Genomic DNA, 16510 nt, shown 5'->3' on the forward strand with positions numbered 1-16510 from the left:
TCCGTCCAGCCGATCCCGGGTTCGATCACCTATGACAACGCCACTGTTCAGCTGGAAAAGGCACCTGTTGGTTCGACCTTCTTCCACACGTTTGCAAACGGTGACGGCCGCGATGTCCACGAGATCTACAAGGTCAATGCCGACAAGACGGTGACCCTCGTCAACCGCACGGTTTCCAACGCTTCCTGATCCAAGGGTGCGTGGTGGGCCTCGGGGCTTCGGCCCCGGGGCCTTTTTTCGTTTGTAGGGACGTTGTGAAAGACCTTCCGCCCGGCCCGTTCAGTGAGGACGTTCGACCACCTCGCCTGCGGCATCCGCAAGGCTCGTGGAGAGCAGTACGGCCCGGGTCTCATCGGCGACGCGCGCAAAGACGCGGCGGATTTCGCAGTCGGTCTCGCCGTCGCAATCCTCGCAGCGGCGATAGGCGGTGAGTGACAGGCAGGGCAAAGGTGCCACGGGACCATCGATCAGCCGCAACACCTCACCATAGGTAATGTCGCTTGCCGGCCTGAGGAGAAGATAGCCCCCCTGCTTGCCCCGGCGACTTTCGACCATGCCGCCGCGCTTCAGGTCGAGCATGATCTGCTCGAGGAATTTCTTCGGGATCTTCTGCTTGTCGGCGATGTCGGGAATCTGGATCGGCTCACCCGGCTCGGCGCGGGCGAGAAGCGTCAGCGCCCTCAGCGCATATTTGGCTTTCTGTGTGATCATCGATCGTCAGCGCCTGCCAGAAACGTTCCAAAATCCTGGTTCCGGCCATAGCGCACTTCAACCAGTCGTTCCAAGGGCCATTTCCGAGACGCAGGACGAATTGCCGCGATTAGCGCATAGGAGAGAGATATTTGCTCTTTGTCTGCGGCTCGGCGAACGTCGATTTCTGTCCGCACCGCTGCTCTTGCCAGATAATGGCGAGACTGAGCAGGGACCCCAAGATGACTGTAGACACTTCCACAGACCTGGCCAGAGCACTGGACCAGCAACTCGCATCGGCAAACCTCACCGAACGCCTCCGCATCGTCGCCGGCCTCGACGGCCGCGTCGTCTTCACCACCTCGCTCGGCATCGAGGACCAGGTGATCACGGCCGCGATCGGACTATCCGGTCTGCCGATCGACGTGTCGACGCTCGAGACCGGTCGCCTATTCAAGGAAACTGTCGACCTGATCTCCGAGACCGAGGACCGCTTCGGCATCGCGATCAAGCGGTTTCATCCCAGCCAAGACGATATCGATGCCTATGCGGCGAGATACGGATTGAACGGCTTTTATGAAAGCGTCGAAGCCCGGCATGCCTGCTGTCATGTGCGCAAGCTGGTTCCGCTGGCGGAGGCGCTTGCCGGCGCCCGCTTCTGGATCACGGGCTTGCGCCGCTCCCAATCCGGCAATCGGGCGGCCACGCCCTTTGCCGAATATGACGCCGAGCGCGACCTGATCAAGGTGAACCCGCTGGCCGACTGGTCGCTCGACGACATCAACGCCTATGTCGAGGCCGAGAGCGTTCCGACCAATCCGCTGCACCGCAAAGGCTACCCCTCTATTGGCTGCGAACCCTGCACCCGGGCGATCAAGCCGGGCGAGCCGGAACGCGCCGGCCGCTGGTGGTGGGAGAATGACGAAAAGCGGGAATGCGGGCTGCATGTTCCGGAAGCCGCTTCATCCGCGATCCCGACGCCGGCCTGACGGCTGGCACGATCCCGCGCACAGCAAGACAGAGATTTCGGGCCACAGCCCAGGGAAAGAAAAGAAGACCATGCACGTACACGCCTCCGAATTCGATCCGCATTCCAAGGATCCCGTCACCAAGCCGCCGCTCGATCCGCATCTGAAGGCGCTTGAGAACGAAGCCATCTACATCTTTCGCGAAGTGGCGGCCGAGTTTGAAAAGCCGGTCATGCTCTATTCGATCGGTAAGGATTCGTCCGTCCTCCTGCATCTCGCGCGCAAGGCCTTCTTCCCCGGTCGCGTGCCTTTCCCGCTGCTGCATGTCGACACGGGCTGGAAGTTTCCGGAAATGATCGCGTTCCGTGACGCGACGGCGGAAAAATTCGACCTCGATCTCATCGTGCACACCAATCCGCGCGGCAAGGAAGAGGGCATCGGCCCATTCAGCCACGGCTCGTCCCATCATACCGACGTGATGAAGACAGAAGCACTGCGCCAGGCGCTGGATGCCGGCAAATACGACGCGGCCTTCGGCGGTGCGCGGCGCGACGAAGAGGCCTCCCGCGCCAAGGAGCGCATCTATTCCTTCCGCACGCCCGATCACAAATGGGATCCGCGCAACCAGCGGCCGGAGCTGTGGAACATCTATAACGGCATGGTCCGCCGCGGCGAGAGCGTACGGGCCTTCCCGCTGTCGAACTGGACCGAAGTCGACATCTGGCGCTACATCCAGGCCGAAAACATCGAACTGCCGCCGCTCTATTATGCGAAGAAGCAGAAGTATGTGGAGCGCGACGGCATGCTGATGTGGGCCGAAGATCCGCGCTTCGAGCCGCTCCCCGGCGAGCAGATCCAGGAAGGCATGCTGCGTTTCCGCACGCTCGGTTGCTGGCCGCTGACCGGCGGCATCCGCTCGCAGGCGACCACGCTCGACGAGGTGATCGCCGAACTCGAAATCGCCACCGTCTCCGAACGCCAGGGCCGCGCCATCGACCGCGATCAGGCCGGATCGATGGAAAAGAAGAAGCGCGAAGGATATTTCTGAGATGACTGCAGTTGCCAACACCGCCCTCGCCTCCCCCGCTCCCGAGGCTGACACAGCACCGGCCACGCGCGATAGCCGCCCGCTGCGTCTGATCACCTGTGGCTCTGTCGACGACGGCAAGTCGACGCTGATCGGTCGCCTGCTCTGGGACACCAAGGCGGTCAAGGAAGACCAGGCGGTGACGCTGCGCCGTGACTCGGGCCAGCAGAACGATCTCGGCCTGCCCGATTTCGCGCTGCTGCTCGACGGTCTGCAGGCAGAGCGCGAACAGGGCATCACCATTGATGTCGCCTATCGCTATTTTGCCACCGACCGGCGCTCCTTCATCGTCGCCGACACGCCCGGCCACGAGCAGTATACCCGCAACATGGCGACCGGCGCCTCGACGGCGGATCTCGCCATCCTGCTGGTCGATGCGCGGGCCGGCCTGCTCGAGCAGACCCGCCGCCATGCCACCATTGCCTCGCTGATGGGCATCAAGCAGTTCGTGCTGGCGGTCAACAAATTCGACCTGGTCGCCTACGACCGCGCCGTGTTCGACCAGATCAGCAATGATTTCAAGGCACTGGCGCTGTCGCTCGGCGTGCGCCAGGTGACCGCGATCCCGATGTCGGCGCTGAAGGGCGAAAACGTCGTCTATTCGGCACGCTCGGTGATCCCATGGTACGAAGGCCCGACCCTGGTCGAGACGCTGGAGCTGGCGACGCTGCGCTCCGGCCAGTCGACCGGCTTCCGGCTGCCCGTCCAGCGCGTCTCGCGTCCGGGTGAAAGTTTCCGCGGCTATCAGGGCACGGTCGCCGGCGGTGCGGTAAAGCCCGGCGACAGCGTCGCCATCCTGCCCTCCGGTCAGGTGGCGAACGTCAAGCAGATCGTCACCTTCGACCTGGTGCGCAATGCCGCCGTCGCGGGCGACGCCATCACGCTGGTGCTCGACCGGCAGGTGGACGTGGCGCGTGGCGACATGATCGTCTCGCTCGATGCCCAGCCGCAGACGGGCCTTGCCTTCGACGCCCAGATCGTGGCGCTGCAGCCTGACGGCATCGTGCCCGGCAAGCGCTACTGGCTGAAGGCCGGCTCACGCCGCCAGCGTGTGCAGGTTGAGCCGGCACAGCAGCTCGACCTCAAGTCGGGCAAGTGGCAGCCGGCCGAGATGCTGCAGATGAATGCGATCGGCAAGGTGCAGCTCGCCTTCGACGAGGCCGCGATCTTCGACCCCTACGACGTGAACCGCGGCACCGGCGCCTTCATCCTGATCGATCCGGATACCAACAATACGGTCGCCGGCGGCATGATCACGGCCAAGCGCACCGAGCTCGGCGGGCTGAACGCTCATGAGGGCCGCGTGATCCTGTCGCTGCCATCCGATCTCGCCGAACAACTGCTGGCAACCGAATTGCTCGCCAGCCGTCGCGACGAAGTGGAGACACGCCGCGTGACCACGGCCATCGCGCGTGCGCTTCTGGACGACATCGACGGTTGAGACGGCATTGCAACGCCGACCCAAAGCGGCCCGCCTTGCGCGGGCCGTTTTTATGCGTTGATTCCATGGGCCGGCCGGGTGTGCATCCCAAAAGGCAGGTGAAGCCCTTTGCGGACATGCTGAAGGCGGCGCTGGACAGCGAGGCGGGAGGACAACGAGACCGCGGATGCTGCCGATCGCAGGAACCGGTCTGTCTGCATGTCTATCGGCTGAGCGCATGCAATGGCCACCGCGCGGGGCGTGCTTGATCTTCGGGCGGAACTCGCCGCTTCCAGACCAGTCGGCTTGCCCTCGACGCGGGCGGCGAAGCCAAGTGTGCCGTTCACTCGGACGGCGGATTGTCGTCGTGGCAGAAGAGGTGCGCGCGCTTGCCCTTCGGCAAACTCACCCTTCGCGGGCGGTCGAGCCGCGCTCGATGAGCTGGAAGCCGAGATCGACCAAGGTCGGCGGGGGCATGCCGCTACCGGCGGCACGAATGATCGTGTCGGCGGCGCGGTAACCGATTTCATAGCGGGGGACACGCACGGAGGTAATGGCCGGGAAGGCGAAACCCGCATATTCAAGATCGTTGAAACCGCATATGCCGAACTCGGTCGGAACGGACAATCCGCGGCGCTGGCATTCGAAGAGCGCGCCGAGCGCAATGTCGTCGTTCTGACAGAAGGCGGCATCAGCGTCGGGATGTTCACTCTTGAGACGTTCGAGCAGTTCGCAGCCGAGGCCGACACTGCTGCTGCTGTCGACCGACAGGACCAGTGCCGGGTCAAACAGGCCCGCCTCTTCCAGAACCGTCTGATAGCCTTCCAAGCGGCGACGGGCGCGGAAATCCGAGCCGCTGCCGAGCATGGCGATGCGACGATAACCCTTCGCGATCAGATGACGGGTGGCCGTCTCCGCTGCCAGCCGGTGATCGATGCCGATGACCATGTCGGACGGCGGCCGGCTGATATCCATGATTTCCACGACGGGACAGGGCGCGGATCGGAGAAGCTCGTCGATGGCAGGATCCGGCATCTGACCGACATGGATCAGCCCCGCCGGGTTCTGCGAGACAAAGAAGCGCAACTGCCGAAGCTGATCCTCGCTGTTGCTGTCGGAACTCGCATACTGGATGCGAAGGTCGGAGGACCGGACGCGATCCTCGATTCCCCTGATGACAGCGACGAAGACGTGACTGGCGAGACCGGGGGAAATGACGCCGACAAGGCCGCTGTTCTTGCTGGCGAGCGCCCGGGCGGCGAGATCGGGCACATAGCCCATCTCTTCGACAATCCTGAGGATCGTATCACGCAGATGCGGGGAGACTTTTTCCGGATCGCGCAGCGCCCGCGAGACGGTGATCGCGCTGACACCGGCGTTCTGCGCCACATCGGACAGGGTGACCTTGTCCTGACGCTGTCGACGCTTTCTCATTCCTGGCGCCATACCCTCCGAACCGGTTGGATTTCATTTTTTCGGTGGATCAGGCGCCTATCGTATCGTCCAACGCCGAGTGCCCCGACAACAATTCAAGATAACCTAATCTTCTTGTTGCAGCAATGGTTTGCAGGCCGTCATCGGAGAAATCGGGCGGTCTAGTGATGCGTGTTCAGCATCACTGTTTGTCGCAGATACCAATTTCTGAGGTTCATCCCCGTCTGCATGGTCGAGCCGCCAGCGGCGGCCGCTCGCCCTCAGGAGAGCGAAAGTCTTTTTGCAACAGGGGATTGGTCGGGATTTAAGCTGGTCGGAGTGAGATGATTCGAACATCCGACCCCCACGTCCCGAACGTGGTGCGCTACCAGGCTGCGCTACACTCCGTGACCAGCGGCGCTTCTATAGACCAGTGATTTTCGTTGTACAAGCAGGGAAACGCAAAAAGCGGCGAGAAATTTGAAGAATTGATGACGGACCGGCGCATGCCGATGATAACATTCCAGATGAAGCAATGTTCAGGCACGAGAGACGGCTGGCGGGGCGGTGCCGCATGCCTTGTGGGAGGCGCTCGCCGGAGTGGCCGTTGCCGAGAAGACACCGGGCGAAAAATTGCGCTGGTAACCATCTCCCCTCCGTTTCACGCCCGGGCGTTTCGCAGTAAAGCAGTCGTGGGCCGTGTGCGGCAGGCGGCATGGCGACCATGGTCGCCGCACAGACCTTTCATGGGGTTCGAGGGACACTGACAATGACTTTGCTGAAGAGCACGACAACAGGACTGATCGCAGCGTTCTGCCTTGCAGCCGCCGGCTGCACGACGACTGGCGGTGTCCCGAAAAACGAGATCGAAACGCGCTGGAACGGCCAGCAGGCCGGTACCTTTTTCGCCAAGTTCGGTCCGCCGGTCTCGGATACGGCGGCGGGCGCATCGACGCTCTACACCTGGCGCGGCGGTTTCAACACCCGCGTCGTGCCGGCGACCTTCGAGGATCTCGGCGACGGCAAGAAGGGCAAGATGCTGACCCGTGCCCGCACCGAGTATCTGCGCTGCGAAGTCCAGCTGACGGTGTCATCCGACTATATCATCCGCAGCGTGCGTACCGTCGTTGACCGTCCCGGCATCAATGGTGGCAAGAGCTATTGCGCGGAGTTCCTGACGGCCGGCTGAGTTCGAGCCGGCAGACCTGCAGTTCCCGAATTGAAAGCCTCCCGCCGACACGGCGCGGAGGCTTTCTCATGTCTTCAAATCGAATTGGGATGACTTCCAGTCGGCGGATCGCAGATGATCCCGCCATGGGGCCTCATGCCCATCAACGCGCGGTTGACGGCGTAAACGGGAGAGCGCCGTGGATGACGCTCTCCCCGATACGCAATACAGAAACCGTGCGCTTCGCGACGCATTACCTTGGTGGAAGCGCATTCTTTATAGAGAGATCAAGGTTAACAGTTGGCTTACAAGCCGAAGAATTTATGGTTAATTTTCAGTGACCTAGCCGGCCCGGCACAAGTTCGTTGGCAACGGCTCCCAATCCCGTGAAAAGCCTTGAAAACCAACGCTTCCAGCGTTTCGTGATCATGTTCTCACTTGACGATGTTCTTGTTTTGTTCAAGATCAAGGCCATGACCCAGACAATCGACACCCTCGGAAAAGCCCTTCGCCACAACATGCTGGTGGTCGCCACCTGCCGCGAATGCCAGAACCAGGGACGCTTCATGGCGAAGGACCTGGCGACCTTTTATGGACACGGCCGCGACCCTTTCTCGCTGAAATTTCGCTGCACCCATTGCGACACGCGAAACTGCAAGGTGACGATCATGGACAACCCCTATGACCGCACGCCGGAAACCATCGTCTGGCGACCCGTCAAGGTGAAGCTGTGAGCTGTTCAGACGGGCCATCGAACTTACATCCGCCTGAGGGGGGCGTCAGGGCAGATCGGGATATCCGGCGTCGGTCGCTGTCCGTTCATGCTGAAGCAGGAGGTCGTAGGCGCTTTCCTCCAGCACCACGACGTCGGTGAGGCCAAGGATCGCTCGCGCCTCGGCGAGTTCCGGTTTCGCAACCGCAGCCTTCAGGGCGTTCCGAATGGAAGCGACTTCACCGTAACTCGCTGAAAGCCGGGTGATGAAGGGAAGATTGGGTCCGGCAGGGGTTTGCGTCAGGATGGAGAGCCCCTCCAGGCGCCCCGGTGCGTGGCGGCGCAGGAGATCGTAGGTGATGCAGTCGATCGCTGCCAGATCCGCCTTGCCCGCGCGAACCGCCTCCATGCTGGCCAGATGGCCACCGGTCTCGGTTACACTCGAGAAGAAGGGTTTGCCACCCGCATGGGGGGCGACGGCAGCACGCAGGAGATTATAGCCGGAATTGCTGCCCCTCTCGTTGATCGCGACAGCCAGGCCCGCGCAGGCGGCGAGACTGGGCGGGGCCCCCTCTTCGCGGACGACGATGACGCTGCACATGGTCGGCCCCTGACAGCCCGGTGCTTGATAGACAGGGGTGGCAACGAGACGCACGCGGCCCCTCAGATGCTTGACGAAGGGAAAGCCGCAGGTCTGGGCGAGCAGCAGACGCGGGTTCAGCCAGGCGTCATGAGGCGCAATATCCTCGTCGAGCGTTTCTGGCACTCCGGGGATGCCGTCCTGGCGCAGGTGCTCCCGCAGGAAGGCCCAGAAGAGACGCTGCGCCTCCACCACGACAGCGGGGGCGACATACATTGCGAGGCTCGCAAGCCTCGCCTCTCCCACCGCGCTCAGGAATACCTCGGATGGGTCGGCCCATCATGCTTGTGGAAGAAATAGCGGCGGGCGACGTCGAAATAGCCGCGATAGACGAGACCGCCGTTGAGACGGACGAGGAAATCGCGATGTTTCTCGTAGAAGCGGGGCAGCATGTACCAGGGCAGCGCCGGCACGCGGTGATGCAGGACATGCAGGTTGTTGTGGAGAAAGAGCAGGCCGAATAGCGGCGTGCGCTCGACGATGGCCGTGCGCTCCTCGTGGTCATCGGCAAAGCGGTGTTCGGCATAGGAGCGCAGGCGCGAGAGCGCCGTGCCGCAATAGACGAAGCCGAAGAAGAACAGCAGGAAAGGCATGTCGCAAACGGCAAGAACCCACCAGAGCACGACCAGGACACCCAGCGCATGGCCTGCCCAGAGACGCCGGCTATCGCCCTCGCCGCGGATCACCTTCACGGCCTCATGCCAGAGGAAGGAACCGAGAATGATGGCGGGGCCGACGGTCAGGCGGCCGGCAAGCGTGAGGTTGAATTCGCGCAGGCCGCGGCCGAACCAGCCGAAGCGCTCCCAATCCTTGCTGGTGAAATAATAGGATTCCGGATCCTCGATCGGATCGGTCAGATGCTCGTCACGGTGATGGGCGAGATGGCTCTGCTTGTAGACGTGATAGGGCAGCCAAAGCGAGATCGGCGGAACGCCGATCGCATCGTTGATGAAGACATGGCGGGTCGGGTGGTTGTGAATCACCTCGTGTTGAAGTGAGCCATGCCAGGCAATCAGCCAGGCGCCTGACGGCACGAGGATCCAGATTGGAATGTCGCGCCAGAAGTAAGTGAGGCCAAGAAAGCCCCCGTAGATCAGAAAGGCCAATGCGACGGTCGGCCATTCGATGCGCGCGATGCGCGGTATTGCGATCTCACCCTCGGCAAGATGTGCCATGCAGTCCCCATGTGGCTATCCCCATGGAACATGACACTAGCTGAATTTCAAGCGATTCGCTGAAGCAAATGCGCCATGTTCCGCCGCGAAACGAGCAGGATAAGGTCCATTTCTCAACCGACGTCACAGGATGCCGGCATGCCCGCCTTCATCACGACGCGCGATGAGGCAGGTACCACGGCGAGACCTGCTGCGGCCACGATGGCTGCTGCGAGCGATGGCAGGCTGACGGGCGGGAAAACGGCGGTCTGGTCTGCGACCCGAAATGTCCAGCCAGCCGGATCGCCATGCGATCACCGGGGCGCATTTACGGTACATCAGCAGGTTTCATCCTGGCGTCATCTGTCCATGGCATAGGACCCCGATGACCCGGAGAACCAAGCCTTGCCGCGCCTGACGCTCAAAGCCATTTCCAAACGCTTCGATCGCTTCCAGGCGCTGGATGCGGTGTCGCTCGCCATTCCCGACGGTGCCTTTCTCGCCCTGCTCGGGCCGTCCGGCTGCGGCAAGACAACGCTTCTGCGGCTGATTGCCGGGCTCGAGGTGCCCGATCACGGCGAGATCCGCTTCGACGAGCATGTGGTGGCCGGGAGCTCGGCATTCGTGCCGCCGGAACAGCGCCGGATCGGCATGGTCTTCCAGTCCTATGCTCTTTGGCCAACCATGAGCGTGCGCGGCAATATCGAATTCGGGCTGAAGGTGGCGCGGCTCACTGCAGAGGAACGCGCGGCGCGGATCGACGAGGTGCTCGACGTCGTCGGCTTACGCGGCCTCGGCGACCGCCGCCCGCACGAACTCTCGGGCGGCCAGCGCCAGCGGGTGGCGCTGGCCCGTTCGCTTGCCACCCGGCCGCAACTGATCCTGCTCGACGAGCCGCTTGCCAATCTCGACGCGCATCTGCGCGAGACAATGCTTGCCGAATTCCGCCGCATCCACAGCCTGACGGGGGCCACCTTCGTCTTCGTCACCCATGACCAGGACGAGGCCATGGCTGTCGCCAGCCATGTCGCGGTCATGGACCGGGGCCGGCTGGAGCAAGTCGGCACACCGGAAGAGCTCTATCGCCGGCCGGCTTCGCCCATGGTCGCCCGCTTCATCGGGCGTGGGCGGACCTTGCCGGTCAGGGTGGTCAGGTCCGAAGGCGGCCAAACCCGGGTGATGCTCGGTCAGCAACTTCTCGACATGCCGGGGGACGCCCCCGTCGGGTATGGCTGGCTCTCGTTCCATGCCTCGGATCTCAGGCGCGTGGCCGAGGGCGGGCATCTCAAGACCGAACTCGTCGGCCAGGTGTTTCAGAACGGCGCCTTTCTGAGCCATTGCCTGCCGAGCGAGATCGATGGCGACGTGGTCAGCGTACCGCTTGCGGAGCGGTTGGCGCCCGGCACACCGATCGAACTCGCCTTCACCGGCGGCTGGGTGATCGGCGATGGCGACACCGGCCACGGCGCGGTCGATGTCACGGGAAGATCATCGGCCTGTCGTCCGGCCGTCATCTCGCTGCGCTAGGCGAAAACCGCATCTGCCCCTGCGGCAGCCTCTTCCCCCATCGTCCGGGCCGGTCGCCTTGGTGGCGCCCCGCCCTTTCAACGAGGTTTCCATGTTCATCCGCACGCTCGTCGCCACCACCTTCCTTGCCGGTCTCGCCTTCCAGGCCGCAGCCGAAGACACAATCACCGTCTACACCTCCCAGCCGCAGGACCAGATGACCCAGGTCATCGAAGCCTTCAACGCCGACCATCCGGAGATCAAGGTCGAACTCTTCCGCTCCGGCACGACCGAAGTCATGGCCAAGCTGCAGGCGGAATATGCCGCCGGCAACAGCCCCGCCGACGTCATCCTGATCGCCGACACTGTCGCGATGACCCAGCTGAAGAACGACGATCGCCTTCTCGCCTTCACCGATGCCCCCGTCGAGGGTGTCGACCCTGCGTTCATCGATGCCGACAAGACCTTTTTCGGCACCAAGGTGATCACGACCGGCATCGTCTACAACACCGATCTGGTGAAGACCGCGCCGACGAGCTGGAACGATCTGCTGGAAGCCGATGCGGCGAAAAGCCTGATCATGCCGAGCCCGCTCTATTCGGGTGCGGCCGTCATCCATGTCGGCACGATGACGCAGCAGCCGGACTTCGGCTGGGCCTATTATGAAAAGCTGGCAGATGCCGGCGCCGTTGCCGGCCAGGGCAATGGTACGGTCATCGAGGCCGTCGCTCGCGGTGAAAAGGCCTATGGCATCATCATCGAATACATGGCGCTCAATGCCAAGAAGAAGGGCTCATCTGTCGATTTCGTCTTCCCGACAGAGGGCGTAAGCTCGATCACCCAGCCGGTCGCCGTGCTCAAGGGGTCGGATACGGTCGACGCCGCCAAGACCTTCGTCGCCTGGCAGCTCTCCAAGACTTCCCAGCAGCAGGCAGCCGCGCAGGGCTATTTCCCGATCCTGCCCGAAGTCGCCCAGCCGGAAGGTTATCCGGCGCTTGCCACGCTGAAGATCCTGCCGACCGACAGCGATGCCATGCTGAAGGCTGATACCGAGAACAAGGAAAAATTCGCCGACCTCTTTGGCGGCTGATATCTCGATGCGCAGACCCGCAATGGCCAGACTTCAAACCGGCCAGCAAGCTTCGGGAGGCGAGCATCTGCTCGTCTCCCTTCTCTTCCTCTACGTCACCGCAACGACCCTCTGGCCGCTTGCCCGGCTGTTCGCCAGTGCCTTCCAGCCCGGCGAGGACGGCACGCCGCTCGGGCTGATGATTGCAACACTTTCCAGTCGCTCGACGCTGCGCGCGCTCTCGGGCACGCTGCAGACCGCGCTCTTCTCCGTCGTCGTCTCCACCCTGCTCGGCGTGGCCCTCGCCTTCGCCGTCAGCCTGCTCAAGCTCAGGACGCGTGTGGCGCTGACCTTCCTCATCCTGATGCCGCTGATCGTGCCGTCGCAGACCATGGCGCTCGCCTGGATCGAGCTCTTCGGCGCGCAATCGCCGATCCTCAAACCGCTCGGGCTCGCCCCCCCGCCGGGTACCACCAATCCGCTCTACTCGACGGGCGGGATCGCGCTGGTCATGGGCATCGAACACATGCCGCTCGTCTTCATCGCCGTGCGCGCCGCACTCCGGGCCCTGCCGGCCGATCTCGTCGAGGCTGCCCGCATTCTCGGCATTTCGCCACGCCGCATCGGAACCGGCATCGTTCTGCCGATCGTCATGCCCTCGGTTCTGGCCGGCAGCCTGATCGCTTTCACGGCCGCGATCGGCAATTTCGGCGTTCCGGCGCTGCTCGGCATACCCGGTCGGATCTCGGTCCTGACGACGCTGATCTATCAGCGGCTCAACGGCTTTGGCCCGGCCGCCGCCGGTCAGGTGGCGACGCTTGCGCTGGTGCTTGCCGCGATGGCTGCGCTCGCCATCGTCCTGCGCAATGTCTTGACGGCGCGCATCGCCGTCCCGCTGCCGGCAGGCGCGCCCCTTCTGCCCCGCCGCCCTGCGCCGGTGGTCGAGATCCTCTTGTGGATCCTGGTGCTGTTCCTGTCTCTCGTGCCGCTCGCGGCGCTGACCATGACCGCACTTCTGCCCGCGATCGGGGTCGCCTTCGGGCCGGACACCGTGAGCCTTGATCAGTTTCGCGCCGTGCTCGCCAACGATACCGTGCGCCGAGCCTTCGCCAATTCCCTGATGCTCGCCACCGTCGCCGCCGGGATCTCGATGCTGGTTGCCGTGCCGCTCGCCTTTCTGTCGGTGCGCCGCAACCATCCGCTGCTGCGGCTGCTCGACATCGTCATCGAAGCGCCCTGGGTCGTTCCCGGCACGGTGGTGGCGCTCGGCATGATCCTCGCCTTCCTCAAACCACTGCCGATCATCGGGATCTCGATCTACGGGACAATGGCGATCCTCGTCACCGCCTATCTCGCCCGTTTCCTGCCGCTGGTGCTGCGGCCGGTCGCCGCTGCCGCGCAATCGGTCGATCCCTCGCTGGACGAAGCCGCGCGCGTGACCGGCGCCGGGCTTTCCCGGCGGATCCTGTCGATCTTTCTGCCGGGTATCCTGCCGGCCGCCGCTGCCGGCGCGATCCTGGTGGTGATGACCGCCCTCAACGAACTGACGCTTTCGGCCCTGCTCTGGTCGTCCGGCACCGAGACGATCGGGGTGATGATCTTCGCGCTGCAATACGAAGGCAATTCCACCGCCGCCGCCGCCGTCGCGGTGCTCTCCACGCTTCTGGTGCTCACGCTGGCGGCCATCGCCACACTGGCCAGCCTGAAGCTGCCACGGGGCACGCTGCCCTGGATGGACTGAGGAGCAGACAATCGGCCAAGGCCGGCGTCGTCGGGACGGACATTTGAACAGTGGCTGGGGCGCCAGGACCCCCAGAAAGCCTTTGACAACCTCATGATATCGTTGATATTGCACCACTATTTACCCTCAGAGGTGGGGGCAGAAAGGTGGGGGCAGAGGTATGGGCGGGATGATTTTAGGCGGCTGGCCGGGTGATAGGCGATACCTCATGCAGAAGGTGGCGCATGGCGTCTGGTATGTGTCGGTGGACGTTCCCCGTGAGTATCGCGAGACCCTAGGTCGCAAGCGCATCATTCGTTCTCTCAAGACCCGCGACCTGAAAACCGCACAGGCTCTCCGCTGGGGTGTGGTCGCAGAAATCAAGGGCGAAGTGCAGCGCAACGTGGAAGCCTCGACAGGCCAGCCCGACGCCAATCTAACGGCATGGGCAATGGAGGTGCGCGAGGAAATACGGTCAACACCAATCGCAGCCCGTGAGACGCGCGAGATGCTAGCGGCGGCCCTCGACGCCAAGACAGATGAGATTGCTTCACGACTTGGCCCGGACACTGCCCGGCAGTTCCATCAGATTGCCACGGGCAAGGCCGACCCCATCACGACACATCTCGACCGCTACCTCGACAAGGCAGGAATGGCAGCTAGGACCAATGCGGACGCCCGCACGGCAGTCAGAGAGCTAGACGGTTGGCTTGCCGAAGCGAACCGCCCACAGACTGTTCAGGCCCTCGACAGCCGTACCGCTGGGGAATTCCGCGACCAGTTCCTTGTGCCGGTCAAAAAGGACACGCGGACCATCAACAAAAAGATCAGCCTCCTATCCAGCTACTGGAGATGGTTGATCAAGAACGGCGTCTTGAATAGCGACACGCTAAACCCTTGGGGTGGCAAGTCGCTGCCAAAGGTGAAGAGCTGGCAACAGGGCGAAGATAGTGAACATGAGCCACGCGCCTTCACAGAAGACGAGATGAAGGCACTCCTAGCTGGCGATGCCGACCAAGACCTTGCCGACCTCATGCGCATTGCGGCCCTGTCTGGGATGCGTCTTGAGGAGATTGGGCAGCTTCGCGTCAAGGATTGCGAAGGCGGGGTCTTCAACATCCGTAAGTCGAAGACCAAGGCTGGTATTCGGAAGGTTCCCATTCATCCCGGTCTTGCGGCTATCGTCACACGGCGGACCAAGGATGCGAAAACGGGCGAGACCAAAGGCCCCGAACTGTTCATCTTCCCAGACTTCCCAGACAGTGGATGGGATGGCGCGCGTACTATGGCCGTCTCAAAGCGGTTCGCCACGTATCGCCGATCAGTTGGGGTCGATGAAGTCCCAGAAGGCCAGAAGCGGTCGCGGGTCGATTTCCATTCGTTCCGCCGCTGGTTTGCGCATGAGTGCGAGATGGCGGGGCATCATGAAACCTTGGTGGCGCGCGTCATGGGCCATTCGAAGGGCGTCAACATCACGTACGGCACGTATTCCAAGGCACAACCGCTGGAACTAATGAAGGTATGTGTCGAGAGCGTGAAGCTTCCGATTGCATAGCGGCGGGCGACGCTATCTACATGAGGTCACAGCACTGCTGAGGGTGACAAGAATGGACAGCCGCACGAAGTCCCCCAAAGAGGAAACGTTATCTCCGCGCTTGCGGAGCCTGAAGGCCGCTCTTATCGACGCCATTCCTTGTGCACCTGATGAAGAAAAGGCGCGGGCAGATTTGGCCAGCGAGCCCCTAGCCTACGTGATCAAGCATTACATGGCGTGGATCGACCGGCTAATCTCAAAGCGGCCCCGGCGCGTTGAATTCGCATCCGATTTCTGGAAAGACGCGCTGCCCGACCATTTACTGCCCCGCCTCGCGGATCTGATGCAGGTATTCACAACAGGCGAAGACCTGTCGCCTTATCTCTCGCGATATGTGCAAACTCACGGCTATGTGCAGCAACTCAGCAAGAAGCGCAGGGGTCCTGCTTGGGCCGATGGGGGCAGCGGGTCGTTAGATTTCGCCGTCAACATGTTCGACATTCACCACTTTCACTTCACCCCCGCACATGGCGGCAAGCGGAAGGGACAGTCGGACGCCCTACTGTTTGCATCAGTCCATCGCGATAACGTCCGCTTTCTCATGGTTGGAGACCACAAAAGCTTTGACAGCGAAGCCCTGCGCAAACGGGCAGCAGCCGCCAGACATGCAGAAGGAATGGCCCTGAAGGGTGTGACGGCCGATCAAGGTTTACCAGATGACATCGGGCATATGCTGCGGCGCGGCCTCATGGTCACCGACACAGTCCACGGTGAGGCGGTTCCGCTGGGCCTAACCGCACTCGACGGCACCTCCTTGTGGACGGTACGCCACGTCAGCAAAGTCATGGGACTTTTGCACGACTATGACGCCAAGTTGGATACCCCAACAGGACGCTCCGAGTTCGCAAACTTGATGAACGTGGTGGATGATTTAGAAGGGCTGAATGGCAGTTTGTCCATGGCGACTTCTGCCTAGTTAGCCGCAGCGGTGTGGCCTACGTCTTCTTTAAGTGGATGCGTTGAACGTGCTTGCCTAACGCACCGCCTTGCGCCATATCGCTAACGACTTCATCAAGACCACATGCGGCGGTCTCATAGGACTAGCCATGCCGCATTATCAGGGTCCCGTCTCTCAGCTCATTTGTCCGGTGAGAAGGTCAGGGTCGTTTGCATTCGATGCAAGCTCCAACGGCAGTACGACGGCACGGCGATGGTCTCACGGGTCGGCCCTAGGGTCTCGCTTCCCGATCTGCTCACACGCAGTGCCGTGGGCCTTGGCTGCGACCTGAACATTGCCCCGACCCCCAACGGCATTCGTTGCGCTCTGCACTATGAGCAGCCTGGGGAAGGGCTAGAGGGGCAGCGGTAGGAAGGCCCCCGGATGTTTTTGGGGTGGAGCATACTCGAGACCCTATCTCTGATCAGATGC

At 62.5% G+C, this 16510-nt stretch carries 15 protein-coding genes and 1 tRNA gene; 11 read left to right on the top strand and 5 right to left on the bottom strand.

The window, feature by feature from the left end:
- The coding region (locus LJE98_RS00005; RefSeq protein WP_229572683.1) for a hypothetical protein at positions 1–189 on the top strand (189 nt) is incomplete at its 5' end.
- A 90-nt stretch (positions 190–279) separates the two neighbouring features.
- Here the strand turns inward: LJE98_RS00005 and LJE98_RS00010 are convergent.
- The gene (locus tag LJE98_RS00010; RefSeq protein ID WP_229572684.1) at positions 280–711 is read right to left on the bottom strand and encodes an RrF2 family transcriptional regulator; all 432 of its coding nucleotides are present in this window, start codon (positions 709–711) and stop codon (positions 280–282) included.
- A 221-nt stretch (positions 712–932) separates the two neighbouring features.
- Here LJE98_RS00010 and LJE98_RS00015 point away from each other — a divergent pair, with 221 nt between their 5' ends.
- The 3 genes from LJE98_RS00015 (at position 933) to cysN (ending at position 4186) form a co-directional block, all read left to right on the top strand.
- Positions 933–1679, top strand: a complete 747-nt coding sequence (locus tag LJE98_RS00015) for a phosphoadenylyl-sulfate reductase (RefSeq protein WP_229572686.1) — start codon at positions 933–935, stop codon at positions 1677–1679.
- A gap of 70 nt (positions 1680–1749) precedes the next feature.
- Positions 1750–2706 carry a sulfate adenylyltransferase subunit CysD gene (gene cysD, locus LJE98_RS00020; RefSeq protein ID WP_229572687.1) on the top strand — a complete coding sequence of 319 codons (957 nt, stop codon included), beginning with the start codon at positions 1750–1752 and terminating at the stop codon, positions 2704–2706.
- A 1-nt stretch (position 2707) separates the two neighbouring features.
- Positions 2708–4186 carry a sulfate adenylyltransferase subunit CysN gene (gene cysN, locus LJE98_RS00025; RefSeq protein ID WP_229572689.1) on the top strand — a complete coding sequence of 493 codons (1479 nt, stop codon included), beginning with the start codon at positions 2708–2710 and terminating at the stop codon, positions 4184–4186.
- Positions 4187–4570: 384 nt separating this feature from the next.
- Here the strand turns inward: cysN and LJE98_RS00030 are convergent, their stop codons facing one another.
- Together LJE98_RS00030 and LJE98_RS00035 are read right to left on the bottom strand one after the other, a co-directional pair.
- Entirely contained in the window at positions 4571–5599 is a 1029-nt protein-coding gene (locus tag LJE98_RS00030) for a LacI family DNA-binding transcriptional regulator (RefSeq protein WP_229572690.1), read from the bottom strand.
- A gap of 310 nt (positions 5600–5909) precedes the next feature.
- A tRNA-Pro gene (locus tag LJE98_RS00035) sits at positions 5910–5986 on the bottom strand.
- A gap of 361 nt (positions 5987–6347) precedes the next feature.
- Between LJE98_RS00035 and LJE98_RS00040 the strand changes: the two genes are divergently transcribed.
- Together LJE98_RS00040 and LJE98_RS00045 are read left to right on the top strand one after the other, a co-directional pair.
- Entirely contained in the window at positions 6348–6767 is a 420-nt protein-coding gene (locus tag LJE98_RS00040) for a hypothetical protein (protein ID WP_229572691.1), read from the top strand.
- A 452-nt stretch (positions 6768–7219) separates the two neighbouring features.
- The gene (locus LJE98_RS00045) at positions 7220–7480 is read left to right on the top strand and encodes a hypothetical protein (RefSeq protein WP_229572692.1); all 261 of its coding nucleotides are present in this window, start codon (positions 7220–7222) and stop codon (positions 7478–7480) included.
- Between the two features lie 45 nt (positions 7481–7525).
- Here the strand turns inward: LJE98_RS00045 and LJE98_RS00050 are convergent, their stop codons facing one another.
- Both LJE98_RS00050 and LJE98_RS00055 read right to left on the bottom strand, forming a co-directional pair.
- Positions 7526–8314 carry a phosphate/phosphite/phosphonate ABC transporter substrate-binding protein gene (locus tag LJE98_RS00050; protein ID WP_229572693.1) on the bottom strand — a complete coding sequence of 263 codons (789 nt, stop codon included), beginning with the start codon at positions 8312–8314 and terminating at the stop codon, positions 7526–7528.
- A 35-nt stretch (positions 8315–8349) separates the two neighbouring features.
- A complete protein-coding gene (locus tag LJE98_RS00055) occupies positions 8350–9273 on the bottom strand; it encodes a fatty acid desaturase (protein ID WP_229572695.1) in 924 nt (307 codons plus the stop codon).
- Positions 9274–9657: 384 nt separating this feature from the next.
- Between LJE98_RS00055 and LJE98_RS00060 the strand changes: the two genes are divergently transcribed.
- From LJE98_RS00060 to LJE98_RS00080, 5 genes are all read left to right on the top strand, one after another.
- Entirely contained in the window at positions 9658–10779 is a 1122-nt protein-coding gene (locus LJE98_RS00060; protein WP_229572697.1) for an ABC transporter ATP-binding protein, read from the top strand.
- Between the two features lie 91 nt (positions 10780–10870).
- On the top strand, positions 10871–11848 hold the full coding sequence (locus LJE98_RS00065) for an ABC transporter substrate-binding protein (RefSeq protein ID WP_229572698.1): 978 nt from the start codon (positions 10871–10873) through the stop codon (positions 11846–11848).
- A 22-nt stretch (positions 11849–11870) separates the two neighbouring features.
- Entirely contained in the window at positions 11871–13568 is a 1698-nt protein-coding gene (locus LJE98_RS00070; protein WP_229572699.1) for an ABC transporter permease, read from the top strand.
- Positions 13569–13776: 208 nt separating this feature from the next.
- A complete protein-coding gene (locus tag LJE98_RS00075) occupies positions 13777–15102 on the top strand; it encodes a tyrosine-type recombinase/integrase (protein WP_229572701.1) in 1326 nt (441 codons plus the stop codon).
- Between the two features lie 52 nt (positions 15103–15154).
- The gene (locus LJE98_RS00080) at positions 15155–16057 is read left to right on the top strand and encodes a hypothetical protein (protein WP_229572702.1); all 903 of its coding nucleotides are present in this window, start codon (positions 15155–15157) and stop codon (positions 16055–16057) included.
- Positions 16058–16510: the final 453 nt, after the last annotated feature.

Source organism: Rhizobium sp. 'Codium 1', assembly GCF_020889605.1.
Lineage (GTDB): Bacteria > Pseudomonadota > Alphaproteobacteria > Rhizobiales > Rhizobiaceae > Allorhizobium > Allorhizobium algae.